Genomic DNA, 19,729 nt, shown 5'->3' with positions numbered 1-19,729 from the left:
CATGGGGACAAGTAGAAAAAGCAGAACGTAAGCTATCGCAACAATGTAATCGAATGGATCGTAGTCCGGCGTAGAAGAAGAAAGTTTCGAAGAGACTGCTATCGATGCGCTGCAAACGCTACTCGGCAAGAAAGCCGGTCTCACCAGCCGACGCATTCGTCCAGCTCCAGGATGGAACGCTCGGCCGGCGGAATAACGGCTTCAGCCGAGCTCCAGCGGCGCGCCGGGGCACCTTTGACCGAAGCTCCACCGTTTCACAGAAGGCCGACTGTCGGGTCCGCGACAGGCCGGCGGGGACACGACACGTCCGTTCGAAAATGTCCCAAAAGTCAAGCTATTGCGACTGGCACGAGCATTGAAGGAGAGCTGTGGTTCAGCAGCGCTTGCTCAAGGATCCTTAATAATGGCCTACAAGATTTATGGCCTCCCATGTTTTTGGACTGGGGTACAAATCAAAGGTTCAGAGGTGTACGCGACAAACTTGGCCATTAGACGGTGCTCTAGCTTCCACCCAGGAACGGCTCCCTGCGTCAGACGCGGCCGGATGACGCCATGACCGCTTTGTCAAAGAAGCCCGCGGCTATCCGCGTGGTCCTGCCCTTCGTGTTCCGGCACTGGCTGAATCAGCCGGGGCGCACGTTCGCTATTGCCGTAGGTCTGCTCGGTGCGACCGTCGCCGATTTGTTCATGCCGGTGTTTTCAGGACATCTGGTCGACGCGCTGACGCGTGGCCCGACCGATCCTGCCGCCCGCCACGCCGCGCTGGTGGCGCTGGGCGGCATCGTGGTGTTGGGCGCGGTGTCGATGGTGTTGCGCCTGACCGGGCTGCAAGTGATCGTGCCGTTCACGCTGAAGATCATGTCCGACGTGGCGCAGGACGCATTTCTGCGCGTGCAGCGCTTCTCGACCGACTGGCACGCCAACTCCTTCGCGGGCTCGACCGTGCGCAAGATCACGCGCGGCATGTGGGCGCTCGATCTGTTGAACGAGACTATCCTCCTGGCGCTGCTGCCGTCGCTGGCGGTGCTGATCGGATCGATGATCCTGCTCGGCGTGCACTGGGCCTCGCTCGGCGCGGTGATCGCGCTCGGTGCGGCTATCTATGTCACGATGACGGTGCTGTTCTCGACGCGCTACATCGCGCCGGCTGCGCGTGTGTCCAATGCCTGGGACACCAAGGTCGGCGGCACGCTGGCGGATGCGCTGACATGCAATGCGGTGGTGAAATCGTTCGGCGCGGAAGCGCGCGAGGATGCGCGGCTTGGGCGCGTCATCAAACGCTGGCGCGTGCGGGTGCGGCGGACCTGGTTCCGCTACAACTACACCGCCATGGCGCAGCTCTCGCTGCTGCTATGCCTGCGGGGGTCGGTGATCGGCGGTTCGGTGCTGCTGTGGATGTACGGCCATGCCTCGCCCGGCGACGTCACCTATGTGCTGACGAGTTATTACGTCATCCACGCTTATCTGCGTGATGTCGGCATGCACATCAACAACCTCCAGCGCTCGGTCAACGACATGGAGGAACTGGTGGCGATCCATGACGAGCCGATCGGCATCGCCGATGCCGCCGACGCGCGGCCGATCGCGATCGAGGGCGGCGAGATCGTGTTCGACGACGTCACGTTCCACTATGGCGGCCATCGCGCGCCGCTGTATGACGGGCTGTCGGTCAGGATCCGCGCCGGCGAGCGTGTCGGCCTCGTCGGCCGCTCCGGGTCCGGCAAGACGACGTTCGTCAAGCTGGTGCAGCGGCTCTACGACGTCACCGGCGGCCGCGTCCTGATCGACGGGCAGGATATCGCGCTGGCCACGCAGCAATCGCTGCGCAGCCAGATCGCGATCGTGCAGCAGGATCCGATCCTGTTTCACCGTTCGCTCGCCGAGAACATCGCCTATGGCCGGCCCGGTGCCAGCCTCGAAGCGATCGGGCAGGCGGCGCGGCTGGCGAGTGCGCACGACTTCATCCTGCGCCTGCCGAAGGGCTACGGCACGCTGGTCGGCGAGCGTGGCGTCAAGCTGTCGGGCGGCGAGCGGCAGCGCGTGGCGCTGGCGCGCGCTTTCCTGGCCAATGCGCCGGTGCTGATCCTGGACGAGGCGACATCGAGCCTCGATTCGGAATCGGAGGCACTGATCCAGCAGGCGATGGAGCGGCTGATGAAGGGCCGCACCTCGATCGTGATTGCGCACCGGCTGTCGACGGTGCGCAGCTTCGATCGCATCCTGGTGTTCGACCGCGGCGAGATCGTCGAGCAGGGCACCCATGCCACGCTCGCTGGCAAGCCCGGCGGCATCTATCGAGGCCTGTTCGAGCGCCAGACGACTGAATTGGACCGCATAATCTCGGCCGTGGAGTAGGTGGGTGCACGTGCTATAGCATTACAGTTGCTTCTATGGTGCTTTTCTGCGCAAGAGCGCGCGCGACGAATGCAGGCCTGTTTCTGGAAGGTCTGCTCGGAGATCACCAGCGCAACACCAGTTGGATACGGGCGGAGGCGGCTGGCGATCCAGGCCCCTGACGGCAACTGGCAATTCTGGGCCATTGGGATTGAGACGCTGAGTCCCTGCGCGATATCGTGCGCGACGATGTCGAGCATTTGGCGGATGACGATGACGTGCTGGTGATCGACAAGACCGGTTCTCAGACAGGGCAACGCGTCGTGCGAAGTGGCGCGACAATACAATGGTTCGGTAGTCAATATTACAAATAGCCAGATCGGAGTCTTCGCTACCTATGTTTGGCGTCATGGTCATGCGCTCATCGACCTCGTGCTGCATCTATCGAAGGAATGGACCGACAATCCGGAGTCGCGTGGTACCCAGCCGCGCAAGTTCGCTTCTGAATCAAAAGAATGGACCGCCACAATTGCCACAAGCTGCTGAGGCCGCTTCGGAGCTTCATCGGGAGGCAATAAGAGGCAGCACCTGATGACAGCAACAAAGGGAATATGCCGTTCGTAGCCTAGCGTAGAAGAAGAAACATTTGAAAGAGCTAGCTTGACGCCACGCCCCGTCGACGACGAGGCGAGAAATCAGCAATGCCCCATGACCCGGCTTCGCTATTTGCCTCTCGTGCGGTAGCGATGTTTCCCCAGGCTCCGTTGCTTCTCCTGAACCAGTGCCGCTCGCCCACGTGGGCACGATTGAGATCCCGCTTCTTTTTGAGGAAGCTCAGCCCGGGGATAATGAACCACACCAGCCGGCGGGCAGCCGCAAACACCAATATACCACCCCGAGTGTTGCGCCCCTGCAGGACCATTTCTTTCAGGCCGGCCGACTACTGCACGAGAATTGCCAACGCAAAATGCAGGAGTTCAAAGAGTGATTTCTAGTCCGCAATTGCAGCAAGTTCTGGAAATCTTGCCGCCTTTAGCTGGCGCTCCCGAACAGGATTGAACCGCGACTTTTGCTGGCCCGCGGCATTCTGTTGGCGACGGTATTGGCCGTCGCCGGGCCGAGCTGAGCTCGCACATCTACTTGAGCTGCGCGTGTAGCGAGACATGGTCGAGTTCGCCTTCCCACCAGGACACGAATACCGCGGCAACACCGTTCCCGATGATGTTCGTAAGCGCGCGCACCTCGCTCATGAACTTGTCGATCGAGAATACGATCGCAATGCCCGGCACAAGCTCAGGACTGACCACCGTCAACGTTGCGGCCAGGGTGACGAAGCCGGCACCAGTAACACCGCTTGCGCCCTTCGAGGTGAGCATCGCCACAACCAGTATCGTGAGCTGCTGGCCAAAGTTGAGATCGACCCCGAGCGCCTGTGCGATGAACAAGGTCGCCAACGTCATGTAAATGTTGGTCCCATCCAAATTGAAAGAGTATCCTGTCGGCACCACTAGGCCAACGACCGGCTTGGAACAGCCCAGCCGTTCGAGCTTTTCCATCAACTGCGGCAGCGCGCTTTCGGACGACGACGTTCCGAGCACGATCAGCAGCTCATCCTTGATGTAGACGATGAACTTTAGGATAGAAAAGCCGACCAAGCGCGCGATCAGGCCAAGCACAGTGAGCACGAAGAGCCCGGCTGTCACATAGAACAGCGCAACCAATCCGATGAGTTTACCGAGCGCGGAGGGGCCGAATTCGCCGATGGTGTAGGCCATCGCGCCGAACGCTCCGATCGGCGCGGCCTTCATCACGATCCTAATGACACCAAACACCGCGTGCGCAGCATCGTCAACCAGACCGCGCATCCGCTCACCTCGCTCGCCAAGCGCCATCAACGAGAACCCGAATAGGATGGCAAACAGCAGCACCTGTAACACGTCGCCTCGCGCCAGGGCGCCAACCACGCTATCAGGAATGATATTGAGGAGGAAATCGACCGCCTTCTGCCCCTCCGCCGACTTGACGTAGTTGGCTACCGCCGCGGCATCAGCCCTGGGAGCGAGCCCATGACCTACCTGAACGAGATTGCCCATCACGAGACCCAGGACAAGCGCGAAGGTTGATACGATCTCGAAGTAAAGCAGCGCCTTGACCCCGACTCGGCCGACCTTTCGTGCATCCTGAACATGCGCAATTCCGGACACAACAGTGCAGAAGATGATCGGCGCGATCACCATCTTGATCAGCTTGATGAAGCCATCACCAAGTGCTTTGACCCAGCTGCTCGTCCCCACAGCAGGCCACAACCAGCCAACGAGAATGCCAATCAGGATCGCTATGAGTACCTGGACGTAAAGAACTTTGTACCAGGGGCCAGATGGCTGGAACAGGACGGCGGCTTCGACAGAGCGGCGCTGGCGGCGATTGTACATCACGCTCCCCCCGGGGCCGTGGTAGCAAAGAGGGGTGTCAATGAAGGTACAGCTTCGCTCAGTGTTCCTTGAGTGCGGGGCGAAGGGGAATCTGACGGCTCCGAACAGCACAGTCCAGAGCCACGGATTGGCACCTCTCCCGAATCGGCTTGCCGTCTAAGCGAAACGAGGTTCTGAATCGCTTCTGAGAGCAGCGATGCAATCTTGAGAAAGCTTCCTTGAGAGCTGGAAAGCATCAGCGTCACCACCCATTTCTATTTTTTTGTTGTTCGAAGATGCCATCCAGCATCTTCTAAGACGCCAGCCTTAGCAGCCGGCGACCACTCTTCACCTGGACAGGCACTCTCGCCTATCACACCCAAGCGCGGCGCATCTTGAAGAAACATTCGCCGTAAATATCTTGTGGTGGTCGGCTCGCCCGCGTTCAACCGCTCACTCGTCTTGTCCTCACCTCAAGGTGAATGTACCGACATTCCCAATCGGCATCGATTTCGATCGCAAAACCACGAGGCCGAAAAGACATGCCAAGCAGCATTGCTCACGCTGCTTCCCTTGGCGATCTCGATTCCGGTTTTTCGGGAGCCGTGTTTTGCGGCGCTGAACAGCACTCCTCGTGTGAGAGCTTCTCACTCCTGTAGCTCGCCAAGGCCTGGAGAGAGCCGTGCACGACGTCACGTTTCGCACGATCCGAGGCAGGCGCTGCATCCAGCCACTGCAGCGCCACCTCGACCAATTCGATCGCGCGATCCCTCTTACCGGCCTCGTAATAGTACTGAGCGACCGCCCCGTTCGCCGCCAGGATGTGTTCGGAGAGGTCCTTGCCCATGGCGAAGCGCTCTGCATGTGGGAAACCGGAGTAGTCTTTCGCTGGGTCGAACAGTTGGCGGATGGCCACGCTCATCCAAACCACCGATTTCTTGTCGATCGCCTCGCGAACCAATTGGCGCAATACCGGCAGGCCGGCCCCCATGTCGCGCATCTTGTGAAGCAACAATTCCGCATGAAGCCCGCGGAAGGTGACCTCGTCCGGCATCGCAGCGAGTGCCTCCTCAACCGCCGAAAGGGCTGCCGCCCAATCCTTACTTTTCACGGCGGGTTCAAGTCTGGCAAAGATCGGCTCCACCAGCGCTCGCTTCTGCGATAGTTCGCGCTTTCTGCGTCGGCCCGTGTTTATCCTCTCCGCATCCAGCGCTTTGGCTTCATCGCTCACTACCCAGGAGCCGTTCATAATTTTGGGCAACGCGTTATCGAGTTGCGTCGGATGGCCGATAAAGGCCAAGCGGCCGTCACGGTCGACCACGAATGACGTGGGAATCCCGACAGAAAAGCTGGGATCCATCCAAAGCTTGTTCATTTCGTCCGCGTAGTCGAATGCGATCGCGTAGTTCAGATTCGGCACGTTCTTCGTCAACCAGGCGTCCAGGCTGGCTCGCGCTTCATCTGCCGTCAAAGCTTGTTCGTGAGCCGCGATGCCCACCGCCTCAACTCCATTGTTCCTGTATTTGTCTTGCAGGATCACCAAATTCGCCATCGAGGCGATACATATTCCGGACCACGTCGCCCATAATTCGACGATGTATACTTTCCCAGGCTCGAACTTTGTAACCGGCTGGCCACGTAGCCAGTCCTCAACTTTGATCAAGGGGGCCCGCGAACCGACACTCAGCACATTCGCCGCACCGACTTGACTTGCGCTCTCGCTCAGACTGGTCATTGCTCAAACTCGCTTTACCTGGCTCTGCCGAGAAAAAATAGCAAGTCGCATGCCAGTCAGCGCTCATTGATATTGCACATTTTTCGTATCATTCCTGTCGACCTCGCGACGCATGTCGCATATCCGACCAGCTGTTTGGGGCATCTCAGGCAATCAGTCGGCCGAACGTTCTTGACGCACCTGTAGACCGACGAGGCGGGAAGACAGGCAGCAAGGCCGAGTTCACCACTCCACATCCTGATCGGTTTCCAGGATGACCATTTCAGCGCTCGGGATCACGACGTGAACTGACCTGCTTTGGTCCGTCGACTTGCGCTTGAGGGCGATTTGAGATTTCCAGTTCAACTTTTTGAGCCAAAGGGCGATGAACCAGACCAGCGCGGCCAGCTGCAGCAGCACATTGATACTGAACGCCGTCTGATACGCGATTGAGGGGTAATGTCCGTCCTTTGCCGGCCATTGCTCGAGAATTAACCCCGTCCCGTACTGGACCAGGAAAGCCCATCCGAAATGCAGAACGTTGAGCACGCCGTTTGCGCGGGCGATCAATTCGGCCGGAAAGTAATCTCCGATGATCGCGTAGCTGAGGGCGATTGCTGATCCCACCACCGCCACAATGATCCATGACGGAAGCGACAGGAAAGGTGGATGCAAGATCAGCGCGAGTTCGGCTGCAATGAACACAGCAGCTATGATCGCGAGCAACGTTTCAATGTTCTTGCCATGCCGGCGCAGCGAATCGGCGATTGCACCGAGCAGCAATGCGCCAATGCTTAGGGCTATCGCCATGATGAGCAATTGTGTGACAAGGCTTGCTCGATCCAACCCTTCCACATCGCTCAGCCAAGACGCTGCCCACAAGGACTGCAGGGCCCATGCGGATCCGATACATGTTGAAGAAATCGGCGCAATTCTCCAGAACCGCCCATCCGTATAGACGGTCTTCAGACTGACTATCCCTCGAGGACTCGTCGTAGCTGCGTCTTGCTCTGGAACTAAAAAATAGATCACAGCGGCTGCGGTGGCACTGGATGCGGCAAGCACCTCAAATAGACCGCGCCAGCCTATCCAGTTAAGCAATGCCTCGGCTGGTGCGGTTGCCGTCACCGCGCCCAGTGCACCCAGCATGATCATATAGCCATTGACGAGCGCCACGCGCTCTCTCGGAAACCAGAGGACAATTGTTTTCAGGCCAGACATGAGGGAAGCTGCGGTGCCAAACGCTATCATCGCGCGACCAAGCAGAAGCGACAGGAATCCGCTCGATAATCCGAAAAGTGCAGCGCCTGCGGCGGCCAGCAGCAAGAGCGCACTTTGGACCCGGCGCGGACCAAAGCGATCCAAGAGTATGCCGAGCGGGATCTGGCTGCCGGTAACGATCAGAAAGTAGATCGAGGCCAACAAACCCAAATCGGCTGTACCAAGCTCGAATTCAGAGGCGAGGCGGCCACAAATGAGCGTATTGATCATCCGAAACAGGTAGGAAAGATAATATCCCGCGGCAAAGGGAAGGAACACGTAAGAGATGATCCGCCAGCTCCAAGGCCGGATGACCAGCTTTTCGCGTGATATCCGCCCGGCGGCATCGCTGCGCGTGCATCTGCGAGCGCGGCTTTTGGCGCTAGCAGAAGGCGTTTGGCAACTGTCGAAAGTTGATCTTGCTGCCGCCCTCCTCGGCGACAGCACACGCTTCCGATTTTTCACCTACGGCGGCCACACAGTGGCGTTCTTCTTCAACTGGCGCCCGTGCACGCCCCGCCGCCCGTTTCAGACCCGGATCGCCTGGAATTTCCAGCGCGATCAATTGTCTCCTGCAGCAACGGCCGGCCAAGCCGTACCCGACAGTCGACCTGCTCGGCAAAGGCCTTGAAGCGCTCAAGCCCGAGTACGCACGCCTCGTCCTGCTTTGATGGCGGCATCGGCGGCGTCAGCGTGAGATGGTATCGCGCATGGAGGGCCACTATTTCCGCGATCTTCGCGATGTCCGTACGCAGACCGAGCACCTGCTCATTCGTTCGATCGATGGCCTCGTAAACAAGACCCTCTATAGGCGGCGCCGGATCTAGGAAGCGATCAAGAGCCGCCTCTACGACCACGCTCTTGCCCATCCCTGGGCGGTCAGTCGCGGCTTCAAGTCGCTGGAAGATGCTCTCCGAAACTTGAATCGTTATCTTTCTGGTGCGCTGAGCTTCGCTTGGGCTCGGCTGCGCGTCCACCTCAGCTTCATTCCGACTTGAGCTCGGTTCTTGCCGGCGCTCACCGCTAATCTGCATACTCCGGCTTCCTTCTCTCTGCGACTGCACACCGCCCGCGCTTGCACGCGCGTGCTCTGGATGTTCGGTCGAAACGAATCTCCCTGCGACGACGCACGACAAAAGGGCCGAGACCGCATGCCGCTTCAACCGCGGGAACATCCTGGTCGCAGTCTGGTGTACCGAAAGAAAGAAACGGCGGACTCCGAAAGACCAGACGTCTCGTAGCCTCTTGTCCCTCTAGACAGTGAGGTCGCCGACAGACAAGCGATTTCGCGGACGGTACCTGCACCCTTGCTTGAGATCGAAAAAGCTACCGATCGGACAAAGAAGGAACGACCCCGGAAAATGCGCCGGCATCATCCCTTTCTACCCAATGCGCCTCAATACCAAGCGCACCAGCTCATGCGCGCGCGACGGAATACACCCGCCTTGTCGATTTCCGGTATGCACAACCGTTCGCGCGCCGCGCGCCGAGCCCCCTCAGGATCATCAAAATGTATCCGCTGACCCCAGTGCGACCACTCACTTCTCGGGAGGCGTCAGGGGGACTGTCGGCCCCATTCGCGGACGGCTGGATCGCGCAGCGGGCCCCCCTCGGCGTGGCTGCAGACGTAGCGCTCCTCGTGCCCATCCTTACCAGGCAGGAGATTCGTCGGTCCCCCGCACTCCGGGCACCTTCCGGATCCGATGCAGGACTGCGATTTGAATTGCCCACTGCCGACGGCGAGCTTCGTTGCGCCAGATCGGCTGCTACAGGCTCGTCGCAGAATATTCCGCGACGCGCCCACCCTGCTCGCCCGCCTTGACGTCGGAGCCGTCGATGTACTTAAGTGCGACCTTGGTAGCGTTGAGTGGGGGCACATCATGGATGTCGAGTTCTACAGGGGCTTAGCACAGCGGGCCCGCGATCTAGCCGATAAGGCCGACCCGTTCACGCGAAAGCGGCTTCTGGTGCTGGCCGAGGGATACGATGCCAACGTCGGCAAGCCTTCGCCGGCCGGCCGCAACCGTCAACGCACGCTGCCGCTTCCCCGCGCCGTGCCAGCCGTGAGCTCCGTCTCCGATGCTGGCGAGGCTTGACGAAGAGCGCCGGCAGCGAGGTCGGCTGCGACGTCTGCAGCGGCAGCAAGCATCGACCCTCGCATGTAACTCCAAGGCGCTGGATTTTTCCGGGGACGATACGCGACTTACATCGGGAAAGGATGCGCACCCAAACCGGAGTGAGCATGCCGGATGTCACCGGTCGACCGCCTCACCGCACTTCGAAAGCACTGCGGTCGCCGAGCAGCTTGCCGATGGAGGCATTCGCCAAATGGACCAACGAGCATGCCGGACAAACGACCGGCAGATCAGTGTCGGGACCGATCTGCTCCACTCCTATCAGCAGGCGCTGCCGTTCATGCCGGTACGCGGCACGTGAAAAGGTACTGATTGCTCCACCCGGCCAGCATAGGCGTGGATACTGCGCCCTGAGACTGCGGTTGTTTACTGAGGGCGCGCCCGCACCTGCCGGAGTAAGGTGGTGACAGTAGTGAGTCTTGATGGCGTCTGGAGTGGCTGGTTCGAGCACACCGGCAGGGCTTGTTGGACTCAGGGCTATGTGCTGCGTCCGCCATTGACAGCCACGTCGATGCCGGTGATGTAGGATGCGTCGTCGGAAGCGAGAACAGTCACCCGCCGCGATCTTCCGCGGCGTTCCGAAACGTTTCGCGGATATCTGCTCCAGCAGGGCCTTTCCGTGTTCTTGCACGCTGACTTCGGCAATGCTGAGCCTCCTAAACAGTGGGCCTTCGGTGACGCCCGAGCTCTCGGCGTTTACCCGGACGCTTCGGCGGATCGGCTCGACGCCAAGCCTTCGGGTGAAGTTGCGCCGTACACCCTTCGTTGCCGACACGGTGGATGTGGCCGCGATTTCGGGCCTGATCGGACAAAGAAGCCGTGAAAACAATCGCGCTGCCGTTGCGCATCAGACGCAATGCCTTTTGAACGTTGACTAGGATCTGCGGAAATTGACGTTCAAGACGTCAAAGCTCCGCTGCGTTGCTTCCGCGAGCGAGCCGAGTTTCGCGATTTCCGCATTGGCATCGAAATGATAGTTTCGCGCATTCCTTCGAAGCGGGATAGCCGGCGCGAAAAGAGGCAATAGCTAAACTTCCCTGTCCCGGATAGCTGCGCAACGCCCTGCGGGAGTATGGCTCATGACGTGTTTTCCGCATCGTTTGGCTTATGCATTGAGGGATAAGGCTTTCTGCCCGCCGTGTGGGTAGTCGCGTCGGCTACTCCCGTAGTCGAATGATGCGCCGTCATGCAGTACGTGGTGAAGTGGCCGCTCTTGCTGGCGATCTTGCCATTCTTGCGAGTGACGTTGCCCTTCTCAAGTTGGTAATCAGCTGCACCTTGCACGGCTTGGCGATCAGCGGCATCGGGACAAGCTTCCATCCCGTGGCCTTGCGCACTCTGCTTGGGTAGGCCGTCTGGCCGCGAGGCGAAAGAGCTGATCAGATTGATCTTCGTGCGAGGATGCTTGGCCATCGTCCCACCCGGGGGAATTGGGCCTCATTGAGCGGCTCCAAACTGATGTGCTTCTCTTGGGCCCAGTTGTCCCTTTCATCGAAACAGGGTGATTTAGTTCGCGTGCCTTTTGAATGCGGAAACTTACTGCAGGCGGTCTCAGGCACCGCCTGATTGCTATCCGACGTAAACGGATCCGTCGCACCGATTCGCTGAGCTTTGGGGCAGTGTATGTTTTCGCATTTTTCGATATCGTGTTCGCGAAGTCAGGCCGGACAATGTGGATTGCTAACACAGAGGAACTGCCGTGCAATCCGCAAAGACTGGTAGCGGCAACCATTGAGAAGACCTTGCGAAGACTGGAAAGGCTTGCGCTTGCTCAAGCAAGCGGCCTCACTCGGTTGAGCGGCAGCTCGAATCAAGGCCGAGTCTTTTCTTAACTCGCTTCAGATTCAGCATTCATGTCATGCTGCCCGCTCAGAAATCTACCCCGGCCCTGATCTAACGCGCTCGCTCTGTTCGATTCGGTCCTATCGTTGTTGTGGCGGAAATGTCTCGGCGCAAGCACCCTCGCAAATTCCCTTCTGCATCGTCCGCCCGCCGGCCATCGAATCACTCTGGAGTTCCGGCGTTCAAATCGAAGCTCACCTCTTTCAGAACGGTTGATCCGCTAGAAAGCCTTCGGCCAAGTGCTTCAATGAACCGATCGTAGCGTTCGGCGCCTTTGGCTCGGGCGGCTGGACTAGACTGTTCTGGTAACGCTGGCACCGACGTCAACCAGAAGCGGATGAACAGGGCGAGCGTCTCCAGCATGATGGTGTCATTGCGTTCGAGACGTTCGAGCAGCCGCGCGATCCGATCCAGCCGCTTGGCAACAACCGCCTCGCGTCGGTCGGAATCGTCGGGCGAGAGAAATGACGCGATCGCGGCCTCTGCGACCAGCGACTTGGGCTGGCCGCGACGCTCTGCGAAGACATCAAGCGTTCTGAATGTCTGCGGATCAAGGTAGATGCTGAGCTGAATCTTTTTCACCAATTTCGGCTCGCTCACAGATCCATGCCATCGTCAGAATCGAGGCTGGTCGCGCGCGCTACTCCCTGCATTGCGCGGCTTAGGGCTTGTGCCTGGACCGCATCTGCGTCCGGCTCATCGGGACCAGTATCGAACTCATGTTCCGCGAGCGGCGCCTTGATTTCGATCTCCTCGTGCTGCGGCAATTCTGGCTCGCGCCGCAGCCCCCCGTTCGGGTCGCTACGCTTTCGCTGCCGAGGCGCAACCAATTCGATCGAGGGTGCAGCGGTCGTGTGCCCTAACCAGTCCTCATCCTGGCGCGTAGACAAGAGAATCGTCCCTGTGTTAGCGGGCTTAAAGATTCGCTTCTGAAATTGCGGGTCCTCATAGTAGCGAACCTTAGTGGCCCGCAGGGGATGGAGGCCCGACACCATCACAATCGCCTCCTTCGATGAGAGCTGCATGACTTCGCCGGGCGTCAGGAGCGGACGGGACGTCTCTTGGCGGCTCACCATCAAGTGTCCAAGCCAGGGGCTTAAGCGGTGCCCGGCATAGTTTTTCATGGCGCGCAGTTCGGTCGCGGTCCCCAGCGCGTCCGAGACGCGCTTAGCGGTGCGCTCGTCATTCGTGGAGAAGGCGATCCGGATGTGGCAATTGTCGAGGATCGCGTGGTTCGGCCCATAGGCGCGTTCTAATTGATTCAAGCTCTGAGTGATCAGGAAACTCCGAATGCCATAGCCCGCCATGAAGGCAAGCTGGCTCTCGAAGAAGTCGAGCCGGCCAAGGGCTGCAAACTCGTCGAGCATCAGGAGGAGCTTTTGGCGGTGATGATCGGGATCAAGGCTCTCGGTCAGGCGCCGTCCGATCTGATTGAGGATGAGCCGCATCAGCGGTTTTGTGCGGACGATGTCGGATGGCGGTACGACGAGATAGAGTGAAACGGGCTGCGGTCGGTCGACGAGATCGCGAATCCGCCAGTCGCTCCGCGCGGTGACCTTGGCGACGACCGGATCGCGATAAAGGCCCAGGAAACTCATTGTGGTCGACAGCACGCCCGACCGCTCGTTCTCGCTCTTGTTGAGCAACTCTCGCGCAGCTGAAGCGACGACGGGATGAACGCGATCGCCAAGATGAGGGGTCGCAAGCATGGCATTCAGCGTGGTCTCGATCGGGCGGCACGGGTCCGACAGGAATCTGGCAACGCCGGCAAGTGTCTTGTCAGCTTCAGCGTAGAGGACATGCAGGATAGCGCCGACGAGCAGAGAATGGCTGGTTTTTTCCCAATGATTGCGGCGCTCGAGCGCTCCTTCGGGATCGACCAGGATATCCGCCACGTTTTGGGCGTCTCGGACTTCGCAATCACCACACCGAATCTCAAGAAGGGGATTGTAAGCCGCGCTTGCCGCGTTTGTCGGGTCGAACAAGAGTACATCTCCAAGGCGCGCGCGCCATCCCGAGGTCAACTGGAAATTTTCGCCCTTGATATCGTGGACGATCACCGAGCGCGGCCAAGTCAAAAGAGTTGGAACAACCAGGCCGACCCCCTTGCCCGAACGGGTAGGCGCAAAGCAGAGCACGTGCTCAGGCCCATCATGGCGAAGATATCGACCATCGAAACGCCCGAGCACGAGGCCATCGCCGCCTAGCAGCCCCGCCCGTTTGACCTCGCGCGTATCGGCCCAACGCGCTGATCCGTAAGTCGTGACATCGCGAGCCTCATGCGCGCGCAAGACCGAAAGCACCATTGCTGCGGCGACTGCCGCGATCCCACCACTTCCGGCGATGGCGCCCCCCTGGAGGAATATCGTGGGGGCGTAAGCGTCGAATTCGAACCACCAGATGAAGAAGGCAAACGGCTGGTAGATGGGCCAAGCCCCTAACATGAACCAGGCCGGTCCAAGCTGCGGCTGGTACGCAAGCTGATGGGCGGTCCATTGGGTCGCTGCCCACATGAAGGTGAACGCGATCAGGCAAACCAGGATGACCTGATGCCAAATGATTTTTGTCGCAGTCATGGCTTGCGGATATCGACACCATTGACCTGTTGGCGACAATCAGGGGCTTACGCTTCTCGTAGTCGCGCGCACCCTAGCGAAGGGATCGGCGGGTCAGATCGGGAAGCGGCGTTTGGGCCGAAAAAGTTCGCTCGGCCTAGAGCAGGCTTCCTCAGCGAACCGTCCCAACCAGCTTCGCGTGATCGGCGCTTGGATAATGACAGAATCAACTCGTACCGTGCTGCCGCTCGAGGCGAACCGGCCGGCTTTCGCGAAGCGACGCTCCGGGTTATAGATTCCTGCGAAGGCTAGCTCACGTCTTCCCCTAAAGCTCTCCGTCAAGCGCGCGCGATCCAGAGATCGTGCGGCGTGCCACAACTCCTTGTTGATGAGGCGGACGTTCGCGGACTAAATCGATCGGAGGCGGGGTTCGCGGAGTTGGAGCATAAGGTTCACGCGGCGAGCGTCCCGGCAGGAGCGCTTACCCGACGGGACGACACTGCCGGGCCGACGGTCATCGAGATACTCCCGCAGATCGGTATCGAGCGAGGTCCTCCTCCAGCCAGTCACCTATTGGCCCCTATTGTTTGGCCCGCTAGATGTTTGGAAGTTGCATATCAGCTGTTGCGGTCCCTCTGGAGAGTGGGACAGGCGACTAGCGTTCGCCAAATCATCATTGCGCGAATCGGTTGCAGTTCGGCTATCAACTCCTCAAGCTGGCTTGCCGGCCCGGAGTTGTCCGATTGTCGCCGGCCTGCATACGCGGATGACCCCGCGCGAATGCCTCCACAGTCGAGCAGATAGAATCGCTATTCGCCCGCTCGATGACACCTGCATAACCGGGGTCCAGCAAACTGGACTCTGGCGCACGGAAAAGCGCGAGCGAAGCGGCGGAATCTTCTGCAGAACATCTGAGCATCGGCATCCGAGACCAGCACGCACGGAGGTATCGTCACCGCGATCAAGCCACAGCCAGACACCTTCCGATCACTTCAAGATCGAAGGTCCCTTGCCGGTTCCGCGCACGGGAGGGCCGTTTAGATTCTAAGGTCCTGCTAGCCGATTTTTGCCGTGAGAGGCTGACGAGCCTCAGCAAGCTCACCGTGAACGGCGCATTTTTCCACGCGGCTGTGTCCAGCCGACGATCGAGCGCCACCAAGGTCGAGGGAACCCAGCGGCGACAAGAGATGCGCACAGAACGGTGGATCCTCCATTTGCCATTCGCTGCTCACCGTCGCTCCTCTCGCATTTTTCCGTCTTGACCAGTCCACGCGGGGGCAACCAAGTCTCGCCGGCCCTGCAATTGGGCGCAGTGCAGCGCCAGGACCTCAGGTCAGAGCGATAGGCCGCGCTTGCGCCCGAAGTCCCAGTCGACGCTGCCTAGACCGGCGATGCCGCTGACCTGTTTGCCCAATTCGCGCTCGAGCGAAGGCGACCAGGGCACAAGCTGAAAGCCGAGGCCGTTGTCGATCATCGCGAAGCGCCCCGAGGCCAGTGACAGGCGCCGACGATAAATCCCCGAAATCTGCTCACCTGCATCAGATGGCAAGTGCGGAAGGCCCGTTTCCTCCATAAGGCGTCGTGCGAGGATGTCGAGTTCGCGATTCCGGAGGGTGTCGATCAGATTGCGGCTTAGCCGGACCTTGTTGCCATGGCGCTGGGCGAGCCCTTGGTCGGCCAAAACATCGATGCGCTGTTCGAGTGCCGCACGAACTTCGGCGCCAAACGCATTGCGGGAGAGCTCGACAGAATCTCGCGCGACGAGCTGCCGGTCCAGCCACGTGGCTCCGTCCGCCGCGACCTGTTGCTCCAGAACGAGTTCCGAGCGAACCGCGAGTGCAGTCCGTGTTCGGCCACGGGCGTCCGCAAACCGGCGCAGTTCCACAATCCCACCAATCGGCCCATCGCCAGCCGCCTCGAGGTCAGGAAGCTTCACGTGATGCACGCGCCCGTCAATCCCATCGACAACGGCAAAAGCTGTGCCCTTGAGCTCGTCATCAAGCCCGCGCGCGATGAGACGGCCAACGATCGGCTCGCCATGAATTTCGCCCTCCAGTGCCCAGGATCCAGGAGGGCGGTTGGCGCCGTCCCGCGTCAGACTTTTGTGCAGCCGTTTGATAATGTCACCGCGCTCGCCAAGCGCGCGCAACCGCGCCTCCGCATCGGCGGCGAGGACCCAGACCGCGGGCCCCGCAGGTTCCGCCAAGCCGAGCCGCTCAAGCGTCCGCATCCGACCGATCCGAATTTCCCGGAATGGATCGCGGCCGGCATCCCGCTCCAACCTCAAATCGATGGCGCCGTTCGCCGTCCCCGCTTCCCGGGCAAGCGCCCGGTCGAGCCTGGTCCAGCGTTCGGCTGTCATGTCCGCCTCAAGGCTCTGGCGTATCTCGAGCTCCGAGCGAGGGCCAAGTTCGCGTGTGACAAGGTCGCTGGCGCGGGCGCGTAGGCCCATAGCGATATAATCGCGACTGATGACCAGGTCGGCACCGTCATCCGTACGGCCCCGCACGAGGATGTGAATGTGCGGATGCTCGGTATTCCAATGGTCGACCGCGACCCAGTCAAGCCGTGTGCCAAGGTCGCGCGAGGCCTGGTCCATCAGCTCCCGAGTGAAGCTACGCAGGCTGGCAAGTTCACCAGCATCATCAGGCGAGACGATGAACCTGAAATGATGGCGGTCACCCTCGCAACGCGCGACGAAGGCGCGACCGTCCGCATCGTCCCCCGCAGCGTCGAATAGTTTGCCCGGAGCGCCGTCGCGCGTTACCCCATCGCGCCGCAGGTAACCGATATGGGCGCGCAACGCGCCCGGCGAACGCGTCCGCCGCACCACCCGCGCCTTGACCATTGCGCCCCGGGCGCGGGCGTTGAGAAGCCGCGCCGCAGCGATGCTCGCGGCGCGGCCGCGTCCAAATTTACGGCCATGGCCATGCTTGCCGCGCGAGAGGCCGCCGGCCTTCCGAGCGGCTGTGAGTGCCTGCGCCAAAAAGGGCTTTGTCCGGGGCGCGCGCGTGGAACGGATACGGCCGGGACGGATCCGAAGATCATCGTCACGCGTCATTCCGGCTGCCGCAAGGTACCGAATGCCGTGTAAGAACAGCGCCTTGGGGAAAGATGAACCTTGCTCTGAGTCCCCGTAATGTTTACTCGATCATTGAAATCAATACACTTTCTCGCACAACCGACCGGCCGCACCTTGCGGCTTTTATCCTGCCCTCCCCGGTCGCTCACTCCCGGCTCTCTGCCGACCACTCTCAACGTTGCGACTAGCTTCGACATCATGCGAGGAAATGCGATTGCGATCATCGGGACCGCACCTCGTCTGATCGCCGCACAAACAGCCCCGTCGCACGAGGTACGAGTGCAGTCGTACCCGCCTTAGGCGCTGCTTTCGACGAATTCATTGTGCGGACGCCAGATGCCGAGTTGCCGTCAGCGGATAAGCTCTCGGACCGCTGAACAAGGACTGGCGCTTGCTGCCACGCGGCGAAGCGTCTGGCAGCCGAACCACCGCTGTTGCGCTGCTCAATACCGGTCACTGGTGCGAGTCTAGCGATATAGATTTGTGTTTCATCCGGAAGCGGTCGACCGGTGGCCAGGTGCTCCTCGTACCGTTTTGGTCCCGCATTGTAGGCTGCGAGAAACCCTTCCGATCCGAAACGATCGAGCATCTCGCGAAGGTACGCTGCCCCAGCCATAATGTTGTCGTGAGGATCAAACGGATCGATACCGAGATCGTAACGAACGCTAAGGTCGACCCAGGTCGCGGGCATGATTTGCATCAGCCCGATCGCTCCCCGTGGTGATATGGAGTGCGCATTGCCGCCGCTTTCGGCCTGCATGACAGCACGGATCCAACGCTCCGGGATCGCGAACCGATGCGAGGCCTCGGTCACGAACGCGGCGTATGCAACGCGTGGCAGCAGGTTTGGGGAGCGCGCAGCTTGTGCGCGCGATTCAGCCTCTGCTCTGCCAGCCGATGGCGCTGCGAACGTCAGCAGAATTCCCAAAAAGCAAGCGGCGGCTCGAGATAGCAACGTGCGGACAGCCGTCGAGGACAAGGCTCTTCCCGGCCAGCACTGAGCCGGCGCGAGACGGCTGCGACGCGCGCCGATTGCCGACAATTCGGCCGGGATGGAGGAATGACGGTGCGATCGGACGACTAGAGAAACCGCAAGCCATTGCAGCAATGCCGCCATTTTGTCAGTCCTCCCTGGTCCACACCGGTACCGCTTGCCCTATGACGACCGATCTCGGGAGTGGTCCGAAATATCTGCCGTCAAAGGACTCGGCCGACTCCCAGTTCATGAGAAAGACCTCGTCCTCGGCGAGGACCCGGCAACCCTGCCAGGCCGGCAATGGCCTGCCACGGCGGTCGCGCTCGCGGGCCTGGCCCATTTCGATGCTGCCGACGACGATTGTGAGTCCCGTTCTGCAGACGGTTTGCCCGGGCAACGCCAGCACGCGCTTGAGCATCGGAAGACCGCTCGGCAAATAGCCGTTGAAGTCGAGGAAGCTCGCAAGCGGCTCTGGTGCCCGAACGGCCACGAGCTCAGTGATGTGCAAGCGAGCGGTCTCTTGCAAACGGTAGAGGCCGATCGGCACACTTTCAGAAGCGTTCCAGATGTACGATAGCGAGGTGTCGTTGACCGGCCAAAGCGCGAGCGTTGTGGCCCCACACATCGCAAGAATGATCCTTAGCCGTCCCATCAGAATACTATCCTCCAGCGGCGGAGCCACGCCTGGTGGCGCGCACGCGTATAAGGTCGTGGCGTTTCGTTGACGGAAAGACGGTTGTGGGCGTGATGCCAATAGTCAGGGGCTGCATCGGCAGGATCGATGCCAAGTGACTCCACGGCGTCGATCAACTGGAGAACGCGCTCGACCTTTGGCCACCCAGACAATCGCAGCAGGCTTTCGCCGCCGGGGCTGACCCAAGGCACAGTTGAGTATCGCTGCCCTGGCGCGACTGCGCGCAAAATGTCGATCCGAGACAGGATGGTTCCGAAGTCGTTGGACGTCCAGCGCACGAGCGCGAAGATGCTACCGGGCAAAAACGAGAGAATGCGCCGGTGATGGTCAACGATCCTCTCTGATGCAGGTTTGCCGAATCGGATTCGATTTTCGATGCGCTTCTCGAGCCAAAAAAGCTCAACAGTTGTGACCTCGCTCACCTGACTGCTCCATATCGCCGAGAGGAATTTTTGACGTGCCAACGATGCGCTTCGCTGGCGCATCGCACGAAGAGCCGTGGCGTCGGCAGAACTGCTGTAATGACGCTTCGATGGAATCGTGGTCGCCGAACGCTTGCAGCAATCCTGCTGCAAAGGACCACATCGGCGAGGCTCCAATTCGTTGGAAGAGGCGAAAGCATTGCAGGTTTCCGAGACTTGTGTCCCCTCGCCGGCCGGATTGTGGAGATGATGCTTCGCGACAGTCGGGGAACGGAACGGCCGGCGCGTTCCGGCGGAGAATGGT

At 60.2% G+C, this 19,729-nt stretch carries 13 protein-coding genes and 1 pseudogene; 3 read left to right on the top strand and 11 right to left on the bottom strand.

The annotated features are described in order from the left end of the window. Positions 1–552 precede the first annotated feature (552 nt). Positions 553–2,355 (top strand): ABC transporter ATP-binding protein, encoded by a 1,803-nt coding sequence (locus BRA1417_RS0110130; protein ID WP_027515725.1) that lies wholly within the window; start codon positions 553–555, stop codon positions 2,353–2,355. A 35-nt stretch (positions 2,356–2,390) separates the two neighbouring features. Next, positions 2,391–2,802: pseudogene (locus tag BRA1417_RS43795) on the top strand (transposase); the annotation flags it as partial. 668 nt (positions 2,803–3,470) lie between these two features. Here BRA1417_RS43795 and dctA read toward each other — a convergent pair. The 4 genes from dctA to BRA1417_RS39855 all read right to left on the bottom strand — a co-directional run bounded on the left by dctA (position 3,471) and on the right by BRA1417_RS39855 (position 8,753). Further along, entirely contained in the window at positions 3,471–4,766 is a 1,296-nt protein-coding gene (gene dctA, locus BRA1417_RS0110115) for a C4-dicarboxylate transporter DctA (protein ID WP_027515722.1), read from the bottom strand. A 538-nt stretch (positions 4,767–5,304) separates the two neighbouring features. Further along, positions 5,305–6,480 carry a TlpA disulfide reductase family protein gene (locus BRA1417_RS0110110; RefSeq protein ID WP_084462168.1) on the bottom strand — a complete coding sequence of 392 codons (1,176 nt, stop codon included), beginning with the start codon at positions 6,478–6,480 and terminating at the stop codon, positions 5,305–5,307. A gap of 222 nt (positions 6,481–6,702) precedes the next feature. Further along, positions 6,703–7,998: a nitrate/nitrite transporter gene (locus tag BRA1417_RS0110105; RefSeq protein WP_256379228.1), complete on the bottom strand. Its 1,296-nt coding sequence runs from the start codon at positions 7,996–7,998 to the stop codon at positions 6,703–6,705. Positions 7,999–8,213: 215 nt separating this feature from the next. Continuing rightward, entirely contained in the window at positions 8,214–8,753 is a 540-nt protein-coding gene (locus tag BRA1417_RS39855; RefSeq protein WP_245286176.1) for a hypothetical protein, read from the bottom strand. An 846-nt stretch (positions 8,754–9,599) separates the two neighbouring features. On the opposite strand from BRA1417_RS39855, the gene BRA1417_RS0110095 reads away from it, so the two are divergent. Then, positions 9,600–9,815, top strand: coding sequence for a hypothetical protein (locus BRA1417_RS0110095; RefSeq protein WP_027515719.1), 216 nt, complete (start codon positions 9,600–9,602; stop codon positions 9,813–9,815). 1,116 nt (positions 9,816–10,931) lie between these two features. On the opposite strand, the gene BRA1417_RS0110080 is transcribed toward BRA1417_RS0110095, so the two are convergent. The 7 genes from BRA1417_RS0110080 to BRA1417_RS0110050 all read right to left on the bottom strand — a co-directional run bounded on the left by BRA1417_RS0110080 (position 10,932) and on the right by BRA1417_RS0110050 (position 19,425). Further along, on the bottom strand, positions 10,932–11,267 hold the full coding sequence (locus tag BRA1417_RS0110080; protein ID WP_027515718.1) for a hypothetical protein: 336 nt from the start codon (positions 11,265–11,267) through the stop codon (positions 10,932–10,934). Positions 11,268–11,858: 591 nt separating this feature from the next. Then, a complete protein-coding gene (locus tag BRA1417_RS0110075; RefSeq protein WP_027515717.1) occupies positions 11,859–12,278 on the bottom strand; it encodes a CopG family transcriptional regulator in 420 nt (139 codons plus the stop codon). Positions 12,279–12,292: 14 nt separating this feature from the next. Further along, positions 12,293–14,272, bottom strand: coding sequence for a conjugal transfer protein TraG (locus tag BRA1417_RS0110070; protein ID WP_027515716.1), 1,980 nt, complete (start codon positions 14,270–14,272; stop codon positions 12,293–12,295). A gap of 1,312 nt (positions 14,273–15,584) precedes the next feature. Then, the gene (locus tag BRA1417_RS0110065) at positions 15,585–17,312 is read right to left on the bottom strand and encodes a DUF3363 domain-containing protein (protein ID WP_027515715.1); all 1,728 of its coding nucleotides are present in this window, start codon (positions 17,310–17,312) and stop codon (positions 15,585–15,587) included. A gap of 241 nt (positions 17,313–17,553) precedes the next feature. Further along, the gene (locus BRA1417_RS0110060) at positions 17,554–18,450 is read right to left on the bottom strand and encodes a lytic transglycosylase domain-containing protein (RefSeq protein WP_027515714.1); all 897 of its coding nucleotides are present in this window, start codon (positions 18,448–18,450) and stop codon (positions 17,554–17,556) included. Between the two features lie 4 nt (positions 18,451–18,454). Then, positions 18,455–18,961: a S26 family signal peptidase gene (locus BRA1417_RS0110055; protein ID WP_035968414.1), complete on the bottom strand. Its 507-nt coding sequence runs from the start codon at positions 18,959–18,961 to the stop codon at positions 18,455–18,457. Next, complete coding sequence (locus BRA1417_RS0110050) at positions 18,961–19,425, bottom strand: DUF2840 domain-containing protein (protein ID WP_027520508.1); 465 nt, start codon at positions 19,423–19,425, stop codon at positions 18,961–18,963. The genes BRA1417_RS0110055 and BRA1417_RS0110050 overlap by 1 nt, the downstream gene beginning before the upstream one ends. Positions 19,426–19,729 lie beyond the last annotated feature (304 nt).

Source organism: Bradyrhizobium sp. WSM1417 (assembly GCF_000515415.1).
GTDB lineage: Bacteria > Pseudomonadota > Alphaproteobacteria > Rhizobiales > Xanthobacteraceae > Bradyrhizobium.
Note: the sequence above shows the minus strand (reverse complement) of the source record. Positions and strands in the feature narration are given on the sequence as shown.

What these genes read in the sequence shown, in the direction of transcription:
- BRA1417_RS0110130 (WP_027515725.1), top strand. Translation starts at nt 553, where the DNA reads ATGACCGCTTTGTCAAAGAAGCCCGCGGCTATCCGCGTGGTCCTGCCC.
- dctA (WP_027515722.1), bottom strand. Translation starts at nt 4,766, where the DNA reads ATGTACAATCGCCGCCAGCGCCGCTCTGTCGAAGCCGCCGTCCTGTTC.
- BRA1417_RS0110110 (WP_084462168.1), bottom strand. Translation starts at nt 6,480, where the DNA reads ATGACCAGTCTGAGCGAGAGCGCAAGTCAAGTCGGTGCGGCGAATGTG.
- BRA1417_RS39855 (WP_245286176.1), bottom strand. Translation starts at nt 8,753, where the DNA reads ATGCAGATTAGCGGTGAGCGCCGGCAAGAACCGAGCTCAAGTCGGAAT.
- BRA1417_RS0110095 (WP_027515719.1), top strand. Translation starts at nt 9,600, where the DNA reads ATGGATGTCGAGTTCTACAGGGGCTTAGCACAGCGGGCCCGCGATCTA.
- BRA1417_RS0110080 (WP_027515718.1), bottom strand. Translation starts at nt 11,267, where the DNA reads ATGGCCAAGCATCCTCGCACGAAGATCAATCTGATCAGCTCTTTCGCC.
- BRA1417_RS0110070 (WP_027515716.1), bottom strand. Translation starts at nt 14,272, where the DNA reads ATGACTGCGACAAAAATCATTTGGCATCAGGTCATCCTGGTTTGCCTG.
- BRA1417_RS0110065 (WP_027515715.1), bottom strand. Translation starts at nt 17,312, where the DNA reads ATGACGCGTGACGATGATCTTCGGATCCGTCCCGGCCGTATCCGTTCC.
- BRA1417_RS0110060 (WP_027515714.1), bottom strand. Translation starts at nt 18,450, where the DNA reads ATGGCGGCATTGCTGCAATGGCTTGCGGTTTCTCTAGTCGTCCGATCG.
- BRA1417_RS0110055 (WP_035968414.1), bottom strand. Translation starts at nt 18,961, where the DNA reads ATGGGACGGCTAAGGATCATTCTTGCGATGTGTGGGGCCACAACGCTC.